Below are 20,873 nucleotides of genomic sequence, written 5' to 3'. Positions count from 1 at the left end.
CTCCGGCGGTCGTCAAGTCTGCCGAAGCCGATCCCATCCAAACACATCGCATACCGCGCTGGGCGCGGTTTAACCGGCCAATGAACCTCCATGCCTAAGCGTACCGACATCTCCAGCATCCTGATCATCGGCTCCGGGCCGATCGTGATCGGTCAGGCGTGCGAGTTCGACTATTCCGGCGCGCAAGCCTGCAAGGCGCTGCGCGAGGAGGGTTACCGGGTCATCCTCGTGAACTCCAACCCCGCTACCATCATGACCGACCCCGAGATGGCGGACGCGACCTACATCGAGCCGGTCACCTGGCGCGCGGTCTCGGCCATCATCGAGCGCGAGCGCCCGGATGCGCTGCTGCCGACCATGGGCGGGCAGACCGCGCTCAACTGCGCGCTCGATCTGGTGCGCGAGGGTGTGCTCGAGCGCTTCGGTGTGGAGCTGATCGGTGCCTCGCGCGAGGCGATCGACAAGGCCGAGGACCGCGACCTCTTCCGCAAGGCGATGCGCAAGATCGGGCTGGACATGCCCCGTTCGGCCATCGCGCACAGCCTGGAGGAGGCGATCCAGGTCCAGGCGTCGATTGGCTTTCCGACCATCATTCGCCCGTCATTCACGATGGGCGGCAGCGGCGGCGGCATCGCCTACAACCCGGAGGAGTTCGAGGAGATCTGCCGGCGCGGACTCGACCTCTCGCCGACCAAGGAGCTTCTCATTGAGGAGTCGGCGCTGGGCTGGAAGGAGTACGAGATGGAGGTGGTCCGCGATCGCGCGGACAACTGCATCATCATCTGCTCGATCGAGAACTTCGACCCGATGGGCGTGCACACCGGAGATTCGATTACGGTCGCACCGGCGCAGACCCTGACGGACAAGGAATACCAGATCATGCGCGACGCCTCGATCGCGGTGTTGCGCGAGATCGGGGTGGATACCGGTGGGTCGAACGTACAGTTCGCGGTCAACCCGGCCGACGGTCGCCTGATCATCATCGAGATGAACCCGCGGGTGTCGCGCTCCTCGGCGCTCGCCTCCAAGGCGACCGGCTTTCCGATTGCCAAGGTCGCAGCCAAGCTGGCCGTGGGCTACACGCTCGACGAGCTGCGCAACGAGATCACCGGCGGGACGACGCCGGCCTCCTTCGAGCCCAGCATCGACTATGTCGTCACCAAGATCCCGCGCTTTGCCTTCGAGAAGTTCCCGCAGGCCGACGCGCGCCTGACCACCCAGATGAAGTCGGTCGGCGAGGTGATGGCCATCGGCCGCACCTTCCAGGAGTCACTGCAGAAGGCGGTGCGCGGTCTGGAGATCGACCGCTACGGTCTGGAGGAGATCGTCGATCCGCGCGAGCCGGATGCGGCCAAGCGCGTTCGCCACGAGCTGCGCCAGACCGGGGCCGAGCGGCTTTTCTATCTCGCCGACGCCTTCCGGCTCGGGATGAGCCTGGAGGAGATCCACGGTCTGTCCAAGATCGATCCCTGGTTCCTGGCCCAGGTCGAGGATCTGGTGCATACCGAGGCGCATGTCCGCACCGCCGGTCATGAAGCCCTGGGCCGCGAGTCTCTGCGCTTGCTCAAGCGCAAGGGCTTCTCGGACCGGCGAATCGGGCAGCTCGTCGGCACCACCGAGCATGAGATCCGCGCACTGCGCCACGGGCAGGGTCTGCGGCCGGTCTACAAGCGGGTGGACACCTGCGCGGCCGAGTTTGCCTCCAGCACCGCCTATCTCTACTCCACCTACGAGGAGGAGTGCGAGGCCGAACCGAGCGACCGCCAAAAGATCATGGTCCTCGGCGGCGGTCCGAACCGCATCGGCCAGGGCATCGAGTTCGACTATTGCTGTGTTCACGCCGCCCTTGCCCTGCGCGACGACGGTTACGAGACCATCATGGTCAACTGTAACCCCGAGACCGTCTCGACCGATTACGACACCTCCGACCGGCTTTATTTCGAGCCGCTGACCCTGGAGGACGTGCTGGAGATCGTCGCCAAGGAGAAGCCGCTCGGCGTCATTGTCCAGTACGGCGGTCAGACCCCCTTGAAGCTCGCGCGCGATCTGGATGCCGCCGCCGTACCCATCATCGGTACCAGCCCGGACAGCATTGATCTGGCCGAGGACCGCGAGCGCTTCCAGCAGATGATCCATGAGCTGGGGATTCGCCAGCCACCGAACGCGACCGCACGCAGCGAGGCCGAGGCGATCGAGCGGGCGGCCCGGATCGGCTATCCGCTGGTAGTGCGTCCCTCCTATGTGCTGGGCGGGCGGGCGATGGAGATCGTCTTTGACGAGTCCGAGTTGAACCGCTATATGCGCGAGGCGGTACGGGTCTCCAACGAGTCTCCGGTCCTGCTCGATCGTTTTCTCGACGACGCGATCGAGGTCGATATCGACGCCATCTGCGACGGCAAGGACGTGCTGATCGGCGGCATCATGGAGCATATCGAGCAGGCGGGCGTGCACTCGGGGGACTCGGCCTGCTCGCTGCCTCCCTACACCCTGTCCCCGTCGATTCAGGACCGGATGCGCGAGCAGATGGCCCAAATGGCGCATGCGCTCAAGGTCGTCGGCCTGATGAATGCGCAGTTCGCCGTCAAGGGCGAGGATGTCTACATCCTCGAGGTCAATCCGCGTGCCTCCCGTACCGTCCCCTTCGTTTCCAAGGCGATCGGTCTGCCGCTCGCGAAGGTGGCCGCGCGCTGCATGGTCGGCACGACGCTCGCCGAGCAGGGTCTGCGTCGCGAGCGGATCCCCAAGCACTATTTTGTCAAGGAGGCGGTCTTCCCCTTCATCAAATTCCCGGGCGTGGACACCCAGCTCGGCCCCGAGATGAAGTCCACCGGCGAGGTCATGGGGGTGGGCGAGTCCTTCGGCGAGGCCTATGCCAAGGCGCAGGAAGGGGCGGGGACGCTCCTGCCGCGACTCGGCGGAACGGCGCTCCTGAGCGTGCGGTTGGCCGATCGTGCGCGCCTGATCCGGGTGGCGCGCGACCTGGTGGCCTTCGGTTTTACGCTCTACGGCACCCACGGCACCGCACAATCACTGCGCGAGGCCGGTCTGGACTGTATCGGCGTCAACAAGGTCGCCGAAGGGCGCCCGCACGTCGTCGACATGATCAAGAACAACGAGGTCGACTTCATCGTCAACACCACCGAGGGCTCTCAGGCCATCGCCGATTCGGCGGCGATCCGCCGTTCCGCGCTCCAGCATAAGGTCAGCTACACCACGACCATCTCGGGCGCTGAGGCGACCTGTCTGGCACTGAAACAACTGGACATCCTTAGCGTCAATCGGTTACAAGATTTGGTCTAATCGATCTCGCGGGCGCCCTTGGCGCCCGCGCTGTTTTCTATGCGACACCCCTAAGATCCGACCCGCCGAGGGCCTCCGGCCCGATCCGCGACTGTGACGAAGGCGGTGCATCCAAACGAGGAAATCACCCATGTTTCAATCCACGCCCGGCCAAGCCGGGCGATACGGTACGGAAGAGGTTACGCCTCTCCCGTGCGGCATTATCCCCCTGAAGGGGGAGGTTTCAACCTGGAGAATTCGATGAATCAGGTTCCTCTGACCGTCGGAGGCGCTGAGAAATTGCGCGAAGAGCTCGAGCGTCTCAAGCGCATCGAGCGTCCACGCATCATCGAGGCGATCGCCGAAGCACGCGCGCACGGCGATCTGAAAGAGAACGCCGAGTACCATGCCGCGCGCGAGCAGCAGGGCTTCGTCGAAGGACGTATTCAGGATATCGAGGGCAAGCTCGCGAACGCGCAGATCATCGACGTGACGCAGCTCGCCGCCAGCGGGCGCGTCGTCTTCGGTGCGACCGTCCAGGTGCTGGAGCTGGACAAAGACATCGAGCACAGCTTCCAGATCGTCGGCGAGGATGAGGCGGATCTCAAACAGGGCAAGATCTCGGTCGGCTCGCCCATCGCGCGCTGTCTGATCGGCAAGAGCGAAGGCGATGTCACCTCGGTTCAGGTGCCGGGGGGGGTGCGGGAGTTCGAGATTCTGGAAGTCAAGTACGTTTAAACCGCGTCCGGCGGGATCTGTGATGGCTGGTGGTGGGGTTGGTCTCGGCTGATCTCTGCGGCGACGGTGGGACGCGGTTTAAACGGATGTTTATTTTTTTGCGCGTTCGAAGGATGCGCTTCCTTTAGCGACGGAACCAAGAAACCTGTCCAAAGCTCTGCTCGTTGTCGTTGTCGTTGTCGTTGTCGTTGTCGTCCGTTATCCGATTACGACAACGACAACGAAAGGATGATCTCGACGCCTTGAAACGCAGTTCTGCGCGGTCGTGGCTGCTACCCGGCGCCGCCGCGTGAGATGTGCGCAATGACCCAATCCAGCGCGCTGTCCGGCAGGATCCGCGTGAGCACGCCGAAGAGGTGAGTGGGAAAGGTGACCGCATAGCGAATCCGCGGGCGTGGGCTTTCCAGGGCATGGATGAGCTTCTTCAGCACGGCCTCGGGCGGGAGCGTGAAGGGCTGGGCAGCGCCCGCCTTGGTCAGACGTTCCTCCGCACGCGCATAGGCGTCGTGGTGAACACTCTGCTCGGTGTCGATGTTCGCCTTCAGTGCGAGGTAGGCGTTGTCGCGAAAGCGGCTCAGGATGGGGCCGGGCTGGATCAGGGAGACCGAGACCCCGCTGCCATGCAGTTCCAGACGCAGGGTATCCGTGAGCCCTTCGAGCGCGTATTTGCTGGCCACATAGGCGCCGCGATAGGGGAGCGGGATGAAGCCGAGGATGGAGCTGTTCTGAACGATGCGGCCGTAACCTTGCCGGCGCATGATCGGGATAACCCGACACGTCAGATCATGCCAGCCCAGCAAATTCGTCTCCAGTTGGGCGCGCAGCACCTCTCGGGTCAGATCCTCGACCGCACCCGGTTGTCCGTAGGCGCCATTGTTGAAGAGCGCATTGAGCCGTCCGCCCGTGATGTCCAGCGTCTGCGCGAGTGCATTCGCGATACTCTCTGGGTCGTCCAGGTCGAGTTGAACCGCCCTGAGACCTTGTTCCTTCAGACGGGACACGTCATCCGCCTTGCGCGCCGAGGCAATGACCTGCCAGTCGCGCTTGGCCAGACCCAGCGCGCAGGTGAGCCCGATGCCGCTGGAGCAGCCGGTGACGAGGATGGTTCGATTGCCTGGCGACATCATCAAGGGTTTCGATCGACTCGGCGTGGCCATGGTTCGTCGCTTTTGGAAACGTTTCAAAATCAACATGAATTGGTAGGTTGGGCAAAGCAACGCGTGCCCAACCCGCGCCGGCATCACAGGGAGCCGTTGGGCACGCTGCGCTTTGCCCAACCTACAGCTCTGAGTTAAACCGCGTCCAGAGCGAGATGCTAACTTTCGAATGAGTTCGACGTTTGGTGCATCCACGACCCTTAGCGGGGGCGCGGTGTAAAACTTTATAATTTAGCACGAGACCGATTGCGAGGCGGTTGTCGCCGATGTGCCGGTCAGCCTCGTGTGGTATGCAATCTCTCGGAAACGCCTGATAATTGGCGCCAGCTTGCTTTTGTTGAGGAACGAACAATGCCGATCTACGAGTACCGCTGCGAGGCCTGCGGTCATGAGCTTGAGCAGATTCAGAAGATCAGCGATCCGCCCCTGGTCGACTGCCCCGCGTGCGGTCAGCCGACACTGCGCAAACAGATCTCCGCTGCCGCCTTCCGGTTGAAGGGCGGCGGTTGGTACGAGACCGACTTCAAAAAGTCGAATCAAAAGAATCTGCACGACGGCGGCGAGAAGAAGGAGACCAAGTCGGCCGACAGTGCGGCTTCCGGCTCGGGCGCTGGCTCGGGCGACAAGGGCGGCACCACCACGGCGAAGCCGGACGCGAGCGCCACGCCAAAACCGAAGCCGGTCGAAAAAAAGCCCGCGGCGTGAGCCGGACGCGGCGACCGACCTTTCCCCACCCCCATCACGCAAAAAACCTCATCGAGCGACGCGCTTTTGCGTCGCTCGATGCGACGACACGAGGCGAGACGACGATGCGCACGCAGTACTGTGGAGAACTGAACAGCCGCCACGAGGGCCAGGAGGTCGTGCTGTGCGGCTGGGTGCATCGGCGTCGGGATCATGGCGGGGTGATCTTCATCGATCTGCGCGATCGCGACGGTCTTGTGCAGATCGTCTTCGATCCGGATCGCCCCGAGGTCTTCGCCCGCGCCGAGCAGGCGCGCAGCGAGTACGTGCTCAAGGTCTCGGGCCGGGTGCGCGCGCGACCGGCGGGGACCGTCAACCCGGATCTGCCGACCGGCGAGATCGAGGTGCTGGCTCTGGATCTGGAGATCCTCAACGCCTCCGAGACGCCGCCGATCCAACTCGACGAGCACGGTGCCGACGCCTCCGAGGAGCTGCGTCTGCGCTACCGCTATCTGGACCTGCGCCGCCCCGAGATGCAGGCGCGTCTGCGCACCCGCAGCCGGGTGACCCAGGCGATGCGCTATTTTCTCGACGCGCAGGGTTTTCTGGATATCGAGACCCCGATCCTCACCAAGTCCACGCCCGAGGGCGCGCGCGACTATCTGGTACCCAGCCGCACCCATCCGGGCGAGTTCTTCGCGCTGCCCCAGTCGCCGCAGCTCTTCAAGCAGCTCCTCATGATGTCGGGCATGGACCGCTACTATCAGATTGCCCGCTGTTTCCGGGACGAGGACCTGCGCGCCGATCGCCAGCCCGAGTTCACCCAGCTCGACATCGAGGTCTCCTTCATGACCGAGGACGAGCTGATGGCGATCATGGAGACCATGATCCGCACGCTCTTCCGCGATGTGCAGGGTGTCGAGCTGCCCGATCCCTTCCCGCGCCTGACCTACGCCGAGTCGATGCGGCGCTTCGGCTCGGATCGCCCGGATCTGCGCGTGCCCCTGGAGCTGATCGATGTCGGCGATCTCATGGCCGGGGTCGACTTCAAGGTCTTCGCCGAACCGGCACAGGACCCCGAGGGCCGCGTGGTTGCCCTGCGTCTGCCGCGCGGCGGCGAACTCTCGCGCAAAGAGATCGACGGCTACACCCAGTTCGTCGGCATCTACGGCGCGAAGGGTCTGGCCTATATCAAGGTCAATGCCTGGGCGGAGAAGGGTCGCGAGGGCCTGCAGTCGCCGATCCTCAAGTTCCTGCCCGACAGCGCGGTGGACGCCATCATGACCCGCACCGAGGCCGTCGACGGCGACCTCATCTTTTTCGGCGCCGACAAGACCACCGTGGTCAACGAGTCGATGGGCGCGCTGCGGGTGCGGCTCGGTCAGGATCGCGGTCTACTCGCCGAGGGCTGGCACCCGGTGTGGGTCGTCGACTTCCCGATGTTCGAGCGCGACGCGGTCAACCAGCGCTGGGTGGCCCTGCATCATCCCTTCACGGCGCCGAAGGAGGAGCAACTGGATCTGCTCGAAAGCGATCCGGGCGCCTGCGTCTCGCGCGCCTACGACATGGTCCTGAACGGCACCGAGATCGGCGGCGGCTCCATTCGTATCCATCGCGATGCCGTCCAGCGGCAGGTGTTTAAGCTTCTGGCCATCACCGACGCGCAGGCCGAGGATCGTTTCGGCTTCCTGCTCAAGGCGCTGCGCTTCGGCTGTCCGCCACATGGCGGCATCGCCTTCGGTCTGGATCGGCTGGTGATGCTCATGACCGGTGCGACCTCGATCCGCGACGTGATGGCCTTCCCCAAGACCCAGAGCGCCGCCTGTCTGCTCACAGACGCGCCGTCGCCCGTGGACGAGAATCAGCTCAAGGAGCTTGCGCTGCGGATCAGGCTGCGGGCCTGACGTGCCGATGTCGGTCGAGACTGCCAGGATGACGGACGGATCCGCGAGTGTTTCAGCGATGCCGGTGCCGGAGAGCCGGGAGAGGTTGTCCGGCTCCGAGGTCCACGACCATGACCCGGAGGCAGCCCTCATGTCCGATGCCCCTCGCAAACGCCCCCAATCAGTGCTGGTCGTCATCTGCACGCGTGGCGGCGAGTTCCTGATGCTGAAACGGACCCGCCCGGTCGATTTTTGGCAGTCGGTCACCGGCAGTCTCTCGCTTGGCGAGTCGCCGCGAAACGCCGCCGCACGCGAGGTCTTCGAAGAGACCGGACTGCGGGTCGGCGGCGCACTGATCGATCTGCGGCATTCCAACCTCTTCCCGATCATCCGCGCCTGGCGCAAGCGCTATGCGCCGAATGTCTGCTTCAATCGCGAATACTGGTTCGCCCTGGTGTTGGAGACCCGGCGTCTGATCCGGCTCGATCCGCGTGAGCATACCGAGTACCGATGGCTGTCGGCGCACCCGGCGTTGGCCTTGGCGACGTCGCGCACCAATCGCGATGCCATTCGCGGGCTGGCCGGGATTCCGTTTTAGGGTCGGCGCTTGGGTATTGCTACCGGAAACCTCGGTGCTTTGTGCAAGCGGCGCGGCGGCGTCGAGCGCAGACGGCGGACTGAAGTCCGCCTCCCCAGTGGCCGACTAAAGTCGGCGTACCCGGGTTCGCCGACTTTAGTCGGCACGAACGTCGCTGCAGGCGCGGGGTGTTTACATCAGTGTCTTGTTCTTCTCGCGGACCCGCAGGTACAGCTCCTCCATGAGTGCGACGAACGAGGCATCCTTGTCCCAGAAGGCGGGATAGTCGCCGCCCTTGCGGATCAGGATGGCGGGGACTTCGGCGGCGCGCATCGGCGGTAGCTCGCGCGGCAGGCGCTTGGCGCCGTGCCAGAAGGCATGATAGTCGGGTGATGCGGTTGCGGGCTCGGGCCGGGTGAAGTAGCTGTCGGTGGCGACTGGCTCCGGCTTGTCGGTATCGGCGAGCCCTTGCAGTGCGTTGCCGAGCGGGGTTTTGGTGAGGGCCTTGCGCAGTTGCTCTCGGCCGAGGCCGCGCAATTCGAACAGCAGGAAGGGGTCGTGATCGAGTTGGCGGGCGAGACGATAGTAGACCCCGGCGATGTGCTTGCAGGGGTTGGCATAGTCGGGGCAGGAGCAGTCGGTGAGCTTGAAGTCCTGGCGATTGCTGGGCAGCAGTGATGTCGTCGTGACCCGGGCCTTGCCGGTGCCGGCAAAGGCGGACTCGATGTTGTCCGGCATCTCGTTCATCAACAGGCGCGCGACGAGGTCGGCGCGACTGCCGATCCGGGCGATGGCGCGGGCCCAGTCGTCCTTTGCCAACGGGGTCATCTGGATACGGGTCTTGTACTTCGGCTCTTTGTAGACGCCGAAGTAGGGGTTGATATTGCCGCGCACCGTGGCCGTGACCAGACCGTCGGCGATGGCGAACTCGAGGAGACGGTTATCGCTGCTGTAGGCGCGTCCGCGCTCCAAGCGGCCGCTGTCGGTGAAGCCTTCCAATGCCGCGAGGAAGCGGCTCCCCCACCAGGTTCTGCCCGGGTTGCTCATGGTTGTCGTCGCCTATCGCCGCATCAGCCCATCACCGCCTGGCGATTGAGGCGAATCAGGTCTTTGAAGCGGTCGTTGTCGAGTTGCGTCAGCCAGGACTCGTCGCTGCCGACGATGGCGCCGGCCAGGGCCTTTTTGTCCTGGATCATGGCGTCGATGCGCTCCTCCAGTGTGCCTAGAGTCACGAACTTGTGCACGAACACGGTCTTCTGCTGACCGATGCGGTAGGCGCGATCGCTGGCCTGATCCTCGACGGCCGGATTCCACCAGCGGTCGAAGTGGAAGACATGATTGGCGCGGGTCAGCGTGATGCCCACACCGCCGGCCTTCAGCGAGAGGACAAACACCGACGGCTCGCCGTCCGGGTCCTGAAAGGCGTCGATCATCTGCTCGCGCCTAGCGCGCGAGGTGCCGCCGTGCAGATAGTAGGTTTTGTAGTGGCTGTCGCGGCGCAGCGTGCGTTCGAGCTGCTCGCCGATCTCGGTGAACTGGGAGAAGATCAGCACGCTGTCGCCCTCGGCCATGGCCTCTTCGAGCATCGCCTGCAGGCGTTCGAGCTTGTGCGAGCGCGCGGCGGTAAAGGCGCTGCCGTCCTGAAGGAACTGCGCCGGATGGTTGCAGATCTGCTTCAGGCGCATCAGCGTGGACAGCATCAGGCCCTGACGTTCGATGCCGGTCTTCTCGTCGAGCTGCTGTTCGACGTCGCGTACCACCGATTCGTAGAGCGCCGCCTGCTCGCGGCTGAGATTGCAGTAGGCGATGGCCTCGAGCTTGTCCGGCAGGTCGGCGATGATGGACTTGTCGCTCTTCACGCGGCGCAGGATGAAGGGCTCCACCAGGCGTTTGAGGGTGGCGGTCTGCACCGGGTCGTTGTCGCGCTGTATCGGCAGCTCGAAGCGTTTGCGAAAGCGTGGCTGGGTGTCGAGATAGCCTGGATTGGCGAAGTTGAAGATGGACCAGAGGTCGGTCAGCCGGTTTTCCACCGGTGTTCCGGTCAGCGCAAGCCGGTGCCGGGCCTGGAGCTTGCCCACGGCGCGGGTCTGGTCGGCCTTCGGGTTCTTGATGTTTTGCGCCTCGTCGAGCACCACGCGGTGCCAGTCGACGCCGGCGAGCAGTTTTTGGTCGCGGCGGACCAGGGCGTAGGAGGTGATGATGAGGTCATGCTTCGCGGCCCGTGCCTGGAACGCTTCGACGTCTTGCTCGCGTTTGGCGCCGTGGTGAATCCAGGTGCCGAGGCTCGGCGCGAAGCGTTCGACCTCTTTCTGCCAGTTGCCGATGACCGAGGTCGGCGCGACCAACAGGGTCGGCGCGATCGGGTCCGCCCCGGCACGTTCCTGAACGAGCCTGGCGATGACCTGCATGGTCTTTCCCAGCCCCATGTCGTCGGCCAGGCAGCCGTTCAGCCCCATCCCTTCGAGGAAGCCGAGCCAGGCTAGGCCGCGCTTCTGGTAGTCGCGCAGCTCGGCGTGCAGGCCCGCCGGCGTCTCGACCGGCTGCAGCCGGCTCTGATCGCGCAGCCGCTCCAGCATGGTGGCGAGGGCGGCGTCGGGATCGACCTCGAAGGCGTCGTCCTCGGCGGTGCGTTGCAGGATCTCCTGCAGGCTCATGCTCGGCAGCTCGCCGCCGTGCTCGCGCCAGAAGGCGAGCATCTCCTGCATCTTGTCCCGGTCAAGCTCGACCCATTGGCCGCGGAAGCGCACCAGCGGCGTCTTGGCCTCGACCAGTTGTTGCCATTCCTCGGCACTCAGGGTCGCATCGCCGATGGCCAGGTCGTAGCGGTATTGGATCAGGTTGGACAGGTTGACGTGACCCGCACCCGGGCTGCTGCCGGCGCTTGCTCCGAGCTTGGCCCCGGACGGGCGCAGCCGCAGTTTGAAGCGCTGGCGGCCCTTGGGCGTCCACCAGGCCGGCACGATCACGCTGTAGCCGGCGTCTTCGAGCACCCAGGCGGATTCCTTCAGGAAGCTGAAGGCGCTCCCCATGTCCAATGCCACGGATTGCGGCTCGGCGTTGTCGAGTCCGCCCCACAGCATCGGCACCATGCGTGCGGCGAGGCCGAGATTCAGCAGCAGGACCTGCTCGAAGTCGGCGCCCAAGCGGGACCGATGTGCGGCACGCTGCGGTTTCGAGGCGGCCCAGTAGTCGGCCAGCGCCAAACGGTGCGAGGGGTCGTCGGCGGCGACGGCGACGAAATGCAGGCGCCACTGGTCCTTCTGGTCGCCGTGATGGCCGCCGCTAAAGTCCCGATGTAGATCGCTTTCATCGTCGGTCGGTGGCTCCGCGAGCTGAAAGCCCAGGCGGAAGTGGGCGTTCCGTTCGCCGCCGAGGATGCGTTCGCGCCACGCCAGCCACTGGCGCTGCATCTCCAGTCCGGCCGACGGGTCTGGCGCGGAGGATGTCCAGCGGGCAGCGGCTGGCGTCGGCGCCAGGCAGGGCGCGATGAGGGTTGCGTCGGCGCGCTTCTGGAATGCAGCGGGCCACTTGGTCTGTCGCACCACTTGGTCGAGCAGCACCTCGGCGCAGTGCCGCAGCAGACTCTTGGGCTCGAACCACTGTTGTCCGTTACCGGGTGGATCTGCATCCCGGCCGGCCCTTTTTCCGACACTTTTCCCGACACTGGGGCCGACACCGATCCCGACACTGGGGCCGACACTGGGGCCGACACCGAGGCCGGCGCCGCAGGCCGCGGGCATGCGCTCCGCCGCCGTCGCGATGAACGGGTCATCGTCCCCCGTTGCCCACTGCCAAGCGCCCAACATTTCGGCCGTCGGTAGTTTGCGTTTGCCTTTCGGCGTCGGCGGCTGACGATAACGCAGCGCCGGCAGATATTGATCGCGCAGAAGCCGTTGCTTCAGCGCCTGCGTGAACCAGTACCAGAAGAGAAAGTCGCTGCCAGGCTCCAGGTCGTCAACGCCAAAGACCGCCAAATAGTGCATGTCGCCGAGCTGCATGATGGGCCGCTCCAGCGGGATGGTGTCGACCTCCCAGGTCTGCAGCGTCGCGCCGGAGATATCCAGGGGCTCCGGCAGCGCCTTGGCAAGCTCGGGACAAGGCAGCGGTCTCGTGCCTTGGCTTGGCAGACGCACAAGGCCGGGGATCGGGTTGAGCGCCATCCCTGCGCTCGCGAGGCCCAAGCCGTCGATCAGCGCCGGCCAGTCCGAGCGTGATAACTGGAAGGGGTGCCGGGCCGATGTCGCTTCCGGGTTGTCTGAATCGGCCCGGTCGGTTTCGCACCAGAGGCGCAACTGCCCCGCTTGAATAAAGTCGGGGCCCTTCTCCGGAAGCCAGAACGCGTGCAGGATCTTCATGCACGCTATTGCAGCTTTGGCTGTCCATCAAGTCAATGGGTGCGCCGGATTCATCCGGCTCCCGGGGACGGGCGACTTCAGTCGCCCGAGTGCGCCTGCGCGGCGGACTGAAGTCCGCCTCCCCAGTTGCCGACTAAAGTCGGCGTACCCAGTTGCCGACTGAAGTCGGCGTACCTGGGGGCGGCCGGAGTGTCGGGTTGGGCTGTCAGGCCCGGATATCAGCCGCTGCTGATATAGTGCTCAAGCTGCTCGATGATGAACTTGTGCTCCGAGATGATGGATTTGATCAGGTCGCCGATCGAGATGAGGCCGACGACCTTATCCTCGGCGATCACCGGCAGGTGGCGCACGCGTTTCTCCGTCATCAGGGCCATCGCCTCTTCCAGGGTGTGATCCGGTCGGGTGCAGACCACACGCCTGGTCATGACTTCGCTCACCCGCGTATCCTTGGATGTGCGCCCCCGTAAGATGACGCTTCGCGCATAGTCACGCTCGGAGATGAGGCCAACCATGCCTGTGTCGTCGATGACCAGGAGTGCGCCGATCTGTTTCTCGGCCATGAGCACCAGCGCCTCATAGACGCTTGCATCCGGACCGATCGACCAGACTTGACGCTCGTTGGTGGCCATTAGTTGTGCGACTGTTTTCATCGTTTCGTTTGGCTCCCTCGGTGGTGGGGACTCTGCTCCTGCCGTGACGGCAGCCCTCCTTGCTCACATTGCAGGTTAGCAGAGCATTGCCAGGCGAACCCAGCGCTTTGCGTTTTCCGGGCGACCTCACCTTTGATGTTGCTCCAACGAGATCACTCCCATGCACGAGCAGGTTGCAACATCCGCCGACCGTCCCGGTACCCGTAACCTTGGAGCCCTGCGGCGGCTGCTTGGTTTCACCCGTCCCTACGGGTGGCAGCTCGCGGGGGCGCTGGTGGCACTCTTCGTCGGGGCCGGCTCGGTGCTCGCCTTCGGTCAGGTGATCCGCACCCTGGTGGATTCGGGCCTGACCAGCGGCTCGACGGCGGCCTTGGATCAGGCGTTGGTGCTGTTTCTCACTGTGGTCCTGGCGACCGGCATCGCCGTTGGGGTGCGCAGCTATCTGCTCAACTGGATCGGCGAGCGGGTGGTCGCGGATATCCGCAAGAGCGTCTTCGATCGGGTGTTGTCGCTCGATGTCGGCTTCTTCGAGACGACCCGGGTCGGGGAGGTGATCTCACGCCTGACCAGCGACACGGCGCTGCTGCAGGTCGTGGTCGGCTCGACTCTCGCGATGGTCCTGCGCACCGGGCTCCTGATGATCGGCGGCATCGTTATGCTCGCGATCACCAGCCCGGCCCTGACCGGCCTGGTGCTGCTCGGCGTGCCTTTCGTGATCCTACCGGCCTGGCTGTTGGGGCATCGGGTGCGCCGTCTGTCGCGCGACAGCCAGGATCGGATCGCCGATGTCGGGGCCTATGTCGACGAGGTGATTCACGGGATCCGCACGGTGCAGGCCTGCTGTCACGAGCCGATCGATCGCGAGCGCTACGGCACGCAGGTCGAATCCGCCTTCGAGGTCGCGGCGCGGCGTTCGCAGACCAGCGCTTTGCTGGCGGCGGTGTCGACCCTTCTGACCTTCGGTGCCATCGGGGTGGTGCTCTGGGTCGGCGGTCGACAGGTTCTGGCCGGCGCCATCAGCGGGGGCGAGCTCTCGGCCTTTCTCTTCTACGCTGTGGTGGTTGCCGGATCCGTCGGCTCGCTGAGCGAGCTGATGGGACAGTTGCTGCGCGGCGCGGGCGCGAGCGAGCGCCTGATGGAGCTATTGGAGTCCGAGTCGAGTATTCGCACACCGCCCGAGCCGAAGACGTTGCCGGATCCGGCGCGCGGGCGCGTTCAGTTCGACGCGGTGCGCTTCGTCTATCCGGCGCGCCCGGACACCCCGGCGCTCGATCGTCTCGATCTGGTCATCGAGCCCGGCGAGCGGGTTGCGCTGGTCGGCCCGTCGGGTGCCGGTAAATCGACCCTCTTTCAGCTGCTGTTGCGCTTCTACGATCCGGTCGCCGGTGCGGTGCGGTTCGACGGCGTGGATCTGCGTGATCTGGCGCCCGCCGAGCTGCGCCGACACATGTCGCTGGTCCCGCAGGACCCGGTCATCTTCGGCGCGAACGCCTGGGAGAACATCCGTTACGGCCTGGTCGAGGCGAGCGACGCGGACGTGCGTCGCGCCGCCGAGGCCGCCCACGCGGCCGAGTTTCTCGACCGGTTACCGCAGGGTTTCGATACCTTCCTGGGCGAGCGCGGGGTCAGGCTATCGGGGGGCGAGCGTCAGCGCATCGCCATCGCACGCACGGTGCTGCGCAATCCGGTCCTCCTGTTGCTCGACGAGGCGACCAGTGCCCTGGATGCCGAGAGCGAGCGGCTGGTGCAGGAGGCACTGGAGCATCTGATGCAGGGCCGCACCAGCATCGTCATCGCCCATCGTCTGGCGACCGTGCGCACAGCCGACCGCATCCTGGTCCTGGACCAGGGTCGGATCGTCGCAAGCGGACGTCATGATGAGCTGATGGCCGAGGACGGGCTCTACGCGCGGCTGGCGTCGTTGCAGTTCCAGGATTCTGCGGCGATCCCGGCGCAGGCTCCGCCTCGTCCTGCCTTGCGGCTTGCGCTACCTTGATGGGGAGGTCGCGTCCCCGTTGAGTGTGCAGGGGCGCGACGCCCCGGCCAGTCCGAATATCGCATCCTTTTTTGAAGTCATTCCTCGTGGCAGCGACGACTCAGCGACGCTGGGTCTCGCCATGAAGATCATCCATATCGCAGTCGAGTGCGCGTGCCAGGCGCGACAGCAAATCGGCGGAGGGATTCGCCTTGCCGTTTTCAACCATCGAGAGCATCTGCCGGGTGGTGCCGGAGGTTTCGGCCAAGGATTGGAGCGTCAGTCCGCGATACTCGCGCCAGACCTTGAGCGGCGCCTCCCCCGCCAGCAACCGGTCGACGAATGCGGCCGGGAAGGTCTCCTCGCTCATGGCCGCCTTGGCATCCGAAATGCCTTGGAGCCTTTCCAGCCGCTCCAGCAAGGTCTCCCATTCATCGATCGGCAACACGGCGATGGCCGGAACACCTCGAGCCACGTTCGCCGGCAAATCCGCAGGCAGCTCGACGGCTCATTCACGGGCACGGTCAAGCGCTGAACGCGACGTTAAATATCGGCGAGCTGAGTGAGTCGGGCGACCGCAACCGCGAGATGCCGCACTCCATGGAGCGCGCGAGTCATCCGCCACGACAGATAACGTCCGCTGGAGCTGGCCCGCACTGTGGGGCTGAATCCTGTCCGCGCCGGCATGGTGGTGGACCCCGCCCTCTACCGCTGGTCGGGCTACCGGGCCAACGCGCTCGGCGAGCCGGACGCGCCGACGATGCCGCAGCCGCTGTAGCTCGCTCCGGGTGCCGACAAGGACGCGCGCCGTACCGCCTCCCGGGAGCTGTTCCGCGGCGCGCTCGAACAGGCCGCTCGGCCGAGCGATCTGAGACTGTCCCTCAACCAAGATCAATCCATCGGCAACGACCGCTTCTATCGGGGGCTCCAGGCTATGACGGGCCAGCACCGAGAATTGCGCAAGCGCGGCAGGCCGCGGAAGCGGGACGAGCAGGTATCAGGCGATGATACGGGTTAGGGCGAGGTGCCGCGGTGAATGAATGGAGCCTGCCCTTTATCGGTTCTTTCAAACCTGCGTTGGCCGGTTCCAGAGGCGACAGATGCTTGCCCCCCTTTCGCGTTCCGCCCCCGTCCAACGTTTATCGTCTCGGATAGTTTGCTCTGCTTGGTATCACGTTACGAATACCGCCTTTAGGGTCCTCGACATCTCCGCGATAGCGCGGCAAGAGAATGATATGTAAATGGTCAATGCTTCTTCCGGCTTCTCTTCCATCGTTGTTGCCGACAGTGTATGCATCGGGCTTGTTTCCCAGGAAATCCAGCTTCAAGACGGTCTCGATATGCTCTTTGGGCCGGTCTTTGAGATCGTCCCTGCCGAGTATGCTTAAGTAAAGATCCTTGAGGTCCGTGGCTTCAATCGCAGCCTTGACGCCCCGAACAGCATCGAAATAGTCCGCCTGCTCTGTTTCAATCAGATCAAAAAGGGATAGGACATGCCTCCTTGGGACAATCAAGGCGTGCCCGGGATTGACCGGGTGAGTGTCGAAGATTCCCACAAAAGACCGGTTCTCAAAGATAAAGGGGTCGGCGTCGCCCCGTGAAACCCTGCAAAAGTAGCAATTCTGTTCCGAAGAGGTACTGCTCATACTGGCCGTCCATTAGGTCATTAGGTCATTAGGTCGTGTCGTGTCGTGTCGCGGCGGACGCGTCGAGGAGATCGCGTCGAAGTGTCGTTTGCGTGTGTGACACCTGGCGGAGACATCGTCCTGGCGCAGGACTGACTCGCTCGGGGGATGAAGGCCATGACGCGCCAGCACCGGAAGCTGTACAAGCGCGGCAGGCCACGTAGGCTGCACGAGCCGCCATCAGCCGACGGCGCGACGCAGGGCACGTTGGCATTGAATGAATCGCGCTTGGTCCCTTTTCATCCCTACGTGACGGCAGGATTCTGCCCGTCTCAGTCCTGGCACGAATACCCCAGTGCGAGCCGCCCTTCCTCGAGATTGTCCGAGACCATCGGATGCGCGAGCAGATAAGAAGCGGCCTTCACGGAGTAGTCGCCGAGCGCGTCGTCCACGGCCGTCTCCCATTCCTCGACGTCGTAGTCTCCGCGTCCGAGCCACATCAGTGCGACCAGCTCAGCGCGCAGGCGCTGGCTCATCGCGCCGATGGCCTCGGTCATGGCCTGCACGCTGTAGTCCTCGCTGTGGGCGGCGAGGACCTGCAAGGCCCAGTCTTCGGTCGGTCTGGAGGGGTTGTCCGGAAGAACGACCTGCTCCTTGGATTGGAACTCCCGCGCCATCTCGATGATGGCGCAGATCGAGTCCAGGGCGATATGCAGCACGATTCCGATTCGGTGCCTCCGTCTGAAGGTCCCCCGTCGATTGGCCGCGAGACTCACCGCATGGCGAGACTCGGCTTCTCTCGGGCGGTCATCCAATTTTCCCGCATGATCCAGTAGTCCGGCGGGATATCTCGGCAGGAGAGTACCCCCAAAACGCGATCCTCGGCCAGCACGGGCAAATGGCGAAACCCATTCTCGGACATGATGCCGAGACTCTCGACCAGCGACGCCCCGGGTTCGACGGTAATCGGCTGCTCGGTCATCACGGCCGACAGCGCGACATCGACGGGCTGAAGACCCTTGGCCACCACGCGGTTGAGTAGATCACGTTCGGTGAAGAGTCCGACTAGTCTACCCGCGTCCACGACGGGGATCGCGCCGACGCGATGTGCAGCCATCAGCTCGGCGGCTTCCTGCACCGATGACTGTGGACCGAGACTGATCGTCTCCTGAGCCATCACGAGCTCTCCGACATTCAGATAACGCATGATCGATCTCCTCATCTTGTTGTCGTTTTGTTGTTATCTATCTGCCCGGGTCAATGCGGCTCCGCCGACCTTCGCGGTTGGCGACGTCAGCGGTCGCCGCACGCCCGAACGACCGGCATAGGCGCCTCTAAACCAAGCGTCTTGCTGGAGTATAGATGGTCATCGAACGGTAACAAGTTGTCGCAGACTCGGAAGGCCAATGATCTTGTCAAGTGGCTCGACCGGGGTCTCAGGGTGAGCGCAAAGGGCTAAGGGCCAGGAGGTCTCACAGTGAACATCCTGCGGGCTTTGTCTATGGAGCGAGCGGCGCAGCATCTTTCTCGGCGACGCAGATGGCGACCGGGCAGCGTTTCTCGGCATCCTGGAACAGACCTGCGAGCGATTCAACTGGCTCTGTCACGCCTACTGCCTGATGACGAACCATTACCATCTGTTGTTGGAGACGCCGGATGCCAATCTCTCCAAGGGCATGCGCCACCTCAACGGCGTGTACACGCAGTATGTCAACCGGGCCCACGGGCGCGTCGGGCACCTGTTTCAGGGACGTTTCAAGGCCATCCTGGTGGAGCGTGAGCGTGACCTGCTGGAACTGGCCCGCGATGTGGTGCTGAATCCCGTCCGCGCCGGGATGGTGGGGGAGCCCGGCGACTGGCCGTGGAGCAGTTACCGTGCGACGGTCGGAGAGGAAATCCCCGTGCCGGCATTCCTGGAGACGGACTGGGTGTTGCGGGCGTTCGCCGAGGGCAGGGCCGAAGCGGTGGCCGGCTACCGGCGGTTCGTCGCCGAAGGCAGCGGCGCTGCCGACCCCTGGTCAGGGCTAAAAGGCCAGATCTACCCCAGGACGATCTTCATGATGCCTTGAGCGGAACGTCATACTCTTCGGCCCGCCATGATGCATAGGCCAGGGCAGCATAGATGTCTTCCCTTTCCAGGCTGGGATAGAGCTCCAGCACCCTTATCCATCGTTTCGCCCGATGCAAGCAAGCCGGTGATGGTGCCGACCGTTATTCGAATCGCTCGAACACAAGGCTTGCCTCCCAGGACCTTGGGATTGATGGTGATGCGCTCTAGATCCGGAAAATTCATGCGGTGAACCTCTCGTTAACACCAGCCCGGGACGCTCCGCTTCCGCGGACCGGGAAGACATCAGGGGGTCGCGCGGGTCTTGACTTTTGCCACGGCAAAAATCAAGACCCGACCCTTTTCCTGTACGCTGGCATGCGTCAGCGCGAGCATGGTCGAGAAGTCCGGGTCATGGCTAAAGACCACTTAGGCGATCTCCGGAAACCTTCATGCCAAAGGCGTAGGTTGTGCCGAGCCGTGCGAGGCACAACCAACCGTAGGCGCAAGTTGTGCTTCCTATCGTCAGCACAACCTACGGGTATGGACGTTTGCAGAAATCGCCTTAGCTGTTGGCGACCGCGCAGTTCATGATCTCGCGGTCAGGCGCAGAAGGATCTCCGACCTGCGTTCAGTGGACGGTCTCGAATTCCGCTTCGGTCAGAACAGGTGTCCACTCCGGCGAGAGATTGACATCGATGACCAGTCGCAGGGTCATGCCGCCGTGAGGTCATCTTCACGTTCATCCCGAAGATCTTTGAGCGGACAGGATAGCAGTCGGGCTGTTCAATGTCGTCAAGGGCTGGAGCCGCAGCAGAATGACTGCCCAGTCCTATTGGGCGGCAGGAGGTTAGTAGGCACAGCCTATCCCTCCGAATAAGAAAAGGGGCCATCATTCAGCTGACCCCATGCCCCGCCCGTGCAGTACGTCAACCACACCAAATGGGCGGACCGGCACCCTCCGGGACGGCCGCTACAAATCCTCCCTGGTTCAGGCCGAAACCTACCTGCTGCTGTGCCACCGTGACGTCGAGCTGAATCCCGTGCGCGCCGGCTTGGCGGCGGACCCCGCCCTTTACCGCTGGTCCAGCGACCGGGCCAACGCGCTCGGCGAGGCGGACACGCTGGTGACGCCGCACGCGGTCTACCTCGGACTCGGCGATGACTAGGAAACGCGCCGTGCCGCCTATCGGGAGCTGTTCCGCATCGCGCTCGACGACCGACCGCTCGGCGATCTGCGGCTGGCACTCAACCAAGACCAGCCCGTCGGCGATGATCGCTTCTATCGGGAGATTGAAGCGATGACCGGCCAGCGCCGCCAATTGCGCAAGCGCGGCAGGCCGCGGAAGCAGGACGAGCCGCCATCAGCGAAAGACGAGGGGCAGGGTGATTGCCGTTGTGAATTCTTGAGCCTGGCCACTTTCTGTCCGCCCTCGGTCCAGCATAAGGGTCGGGAAAGGGGTCAGGTTCGTTTTCTGCTAAGCTTCAGGGAAGAAGGTCGACATGGGCCGAGATCGCTACCGTGACCAGGAGCCAAAACTCACCGGCTCCGAGCATCCTGAGGATGTGAAGTGAAGGTCCCGAACCCAGACAGGGCGGTTGTCCGCATCCGGAAGCTAACGAATTTCATCAAATCCGTTGATCGCTTTCCTTGTCAATCCCTTCAGAACAGAACATACAAGGGGTGACCTCAGTCGCCCAGCGGTCTGATGTAAACGGCGGCTGGACGGTTGGGCGACCAAAGTCGTCCCTACACCGTCCCTACACCGCCCCCCAATGCGTGCCTCCCTCAAACCCAACCCATCACCGGAAACCGCTCCTGCCATTCCGGGTTCGCCATGCCCCACCAGTTCACGGCGACGGTTGAATAGAGACGCCGAAAATCCGTCGTATAGCGCAGATC

The 20,873-nt window shown here is 64.0% G+C and carries 17 protein-coding genes and 2 pseudogenes; 7 read left to right on the top strand and 12 right to left on the bottom strand.

Going from position 1 to position 20,873, the window contains the following annotated elements; genetic code table 11:
• Positions 1–90 precede the first annotated feature (90 nt).
• Positions 91–3,300 (top strand): carbamoyl-phosphate synthase large subunit, encoded by a 3,210-nt coding sequence (gene carB, locus AADX97_RS25965; RefSeq protein ID WP_374236429.1) that lies wholly within the window; start codon positions 91–93, stop codon positions 3,298–3,300.
• Between the two features lie 240 nt (positions 3,301–3,540).
• A complete protein-coding gene (gene greA, locus AADX97_RS25960; protein ID WP_374236430.1) occupies positions 3,541–4,017 on the top strand; it encodes a transcription elongation factor GreA in 477 nt (158 codons plus the stop codon).
• Positions 4,018–4,289: 272 nt separating this feature from the next.
• Here the strand turns inward: greA and AADX97_RS25955 are convergent, their stop codons facing one another.
• Positions 4,290–5,144, bottom strand: coding sequence for an SDR family oxidoreductase (locus AADX97_RS25955; RefSeq protein WP_374236431.1), 855 nt, complete (start codon positions 5,142–5,144; stop codon positions 4,290–4,292).
• 381 nt (positions 5,145–5,525) lie between these two features.
• Here AADX97_RS25955 and AADX97_RS25950 point away from each other — a divergent pair, with 381 nt between their 5' ends.
• The 3 genes from AADX97_RS25950 to nudB all read left to right on the top strand — a co-directional run bounded on the left by AADX97_RS25950 (position 5,526) and on the right by nudB (position 8,339).
• Positions 5,526–5,879: an FmdB family zinc ribbon protein gene (locus tag AADX97_RS25950; protein WP_374236432.1), complete on the top strand. Its 354-nt coding sequence runs from the start codon at positions 5,526–5,528 to the stop codon at positions 5,877–5,879.
• Between the two features lie 104 nt (positions 5,880–5,983).
• Positions 5,984–7,762, top strand: coding sequence for an aspartate--tRNA ligase (gene aspS, locus AADX97_RS25945; protein WP_374236433.1), 1,779 nt, complete (start codon positions 5,984–5,986; stop codon positions 7,760–7,762).
• Between the two features lie 130 nt (positions 7,763–7,892).
• Positions 7,893–8,339, top strand: a complete 447-nt coding sequence (gene nudB / locus AADX97_RS25940; RefSeq protein WP_374236434.1) for a dihydroneopterin triphosphate diphosphatase — start codon at positions 7,893–7,895, stop codon at positions 8,337–8,339.
• Positions 8,340–8,510: 171 nt separating this feature from the next.
• Here nudB and AADX97_RS25935 read toward each other — a convergent pair whose 3' ends face one another.
• The 3 genes from AADX97_RS25935 to AADX97_RS25925 all read right to left on the bottom strand — a co-directional run bounded on the left by AADX97_RS25935 (position 8,511) and on the right by AADX97_RS25925 (position 13,323).
• Complete coding sequence (locus AADX97_RS25935) at positions 8,511–9,365, bottom strand: SWIM zinc finger family protein (protein ID WP_374236435.1); 855 nt, start codon at positions 9,363–9,365, stop codon at positions 8,511–8,513.
• A gap of 23 nt (positions 9,366–9,388) precedes the next feature.
• Entirely contained in the window at positions 9,389–12,673 is a 3,285-nt protein-coding gene (locus AADX97_RS25930; RefSeq protein ID WP_374236436.1) for an SNF2-related protein, read from the bottom strand.
• Between the two features lie 218 nt (positions 12,674–12,891).
• Positions 12,892–13,323 carry a CBS domain-containing protein gene (locus tag AADX97_RS25925; protein ID WP_374236437.1) on the bottom strand — a complete coding sequence of 144 codons (432 nt, stop codon included), beginning with the start codon at positions 13,321–13,323 and terminating at the stop codon, positions 12,892–12,894.
• A 160-nt stretch (positions 13,324–13,483) separates the two neighbouring features.
• Here AADX97_RS25925 and AADX97_RS25920 point away from each other — a divergent pair, with 160 nt between their 5' ends.
• On the top strand, positions 13,484–15,319 hold the full coding sequence (locus AADX97_RS25920; protein ID WP_374236439.1) for an ABC transporter transmembrane domain-containing protein: 1,836 nt from the start codon (positions 13,484–13,486) through the stop codon (positions 15,317–15,319).
• Between the two features lie 100 nt (positions 15,320–15,419).
• On the opposite strand, the gene AADX97_RS25915 is transcribed toward AADX97_RS25920, so the two are convergent.
• The 4 genes from AADX97_RS25915 to AADX97_RS25900 all read right to left on the bottom strand — a co-directional run bounded on the left by AADX97_RS25915 (position 15,420) and on the right by AADX97_RS25900 (position 18,130).
• Entirely contained in the window at positions 15,420–15,773 is a 354-nt protein-coding gene (locus tag AADX97_RS25915) for a helix-turn-helix domain-containing protein (protein WP_374236441.1), read from the bottom strand.
• Between the two features lie 664 nt (positions 15,774–16,437).
• The gene (locus AADX97_RS25910) at positions 16,438–16,944 is read right to left on the bottom strand and encodes an HIT family protein (RefSeq protein WP_374236443.1); all 507 of its coding nucleotides are present in this window, start codon (positions 16,942–16,944) and stop codon (positions 16,438–16,440) included.
• Between the two features lie 311 nt (positions 16,945–17,255).
• Positions 17,256–17,642: a DUF3775 domain-containing protein gene (locus AADX97_RS25905; protein ID WP_374236444.1), complete on the bottom strand. Its 387-nt coding sequence runs from the start codon at positions 17,640–17,642 to the stop codon at positions 17,256–17,258.
• Positions 17,643–17,695: 53 nt separating this feature from the next.
• Positions 17,696–18,130, bottom strand: coding sequence for a CBS domain-containing protein (locus AADX97_RS25900; RefSeq protein WP_374236445.1), 435 nt, complete (start codon positions 18,128–18,130; stop codon positions 17,696–17,698).
• A 304-nt stretch (positions 18,131–18,434) separates the two neighbouring features.
• On the opposite strand from AADX97_RS25900, the pseudogene AADX97_RS25895 reads away from it, so the two are divergent.
• Positions 18,435–18,965, top strand: a pseudogene (locus AADX97_RS25895) (transposase); the annotation flags it as partial.
• Between the two features lie 13 nt (positions 18,966–18,978).
• Here the strand turns inward: AADX97_RS25895 and AADX97_RS25890 are convergent.
• The 4 genes and pseudogenes from AADX97_RS25890 to AADX97_RS25875 form a co-directional block, all read right to left on the bottom strand.
• Entirely contained in the window at positions 18,979–19,083 is a 105-nt protein-coding gene (locus tag AADX97_RS25890; RefSeq protein ID WP_374236446.1) for a DUF433 domain-containing protein, read from the bottom strand.
• 52 nt (positions 19,084–19,135) lie between these two features.
• Positions 19,136–19,216 (bottom strand): annotated as a pseudogene (locus AADX97_RS25885) (DUF433 domain-containing protein); the annotation flags it as partial.
• Between the two features lie 60 nt (positions 19,217–19,276).
• On the bottom strand, positions 19,277–19,399 hold the full coding sequence (locus tag AADX97_RS25880; protein ID WP_374236447.1) for a hypothetical protein: 123 nt from the start codon (positions 19,397–19,399) through the stop codon (positions 19,277–19,279).
• 500 nt (positions 19,400–19,899) lie between these two features.
• Positions 19,900–20,292 (bottom strand): hypothetical protein, encoded by a 393-nt coding sequence (locus AADX97_RS25875; protein ID WP_374236448.1) that lies wholly within the window; start codon positions 20,290–20,292, stop codon positions 19,900–19,902.
• Between the last annotated feature and the right edge of the window lie 581 nt (positions 20,293–20,873).

Origin of the sequence: Thiocapsa sp. C2-2m (assembly GCF_041903745.1) — a bacterium.
Classification (GTDB): domain Bacteria; phylum Pseudomonadota; class Gammaproteobacteria; order Chromatiales; family Chromatiaceae; genus Thiocapsa; species Thiocapsa roseilacustris.
This window is presented reverse-complemented; position numbering and strand designations above follow the sequence as displayed.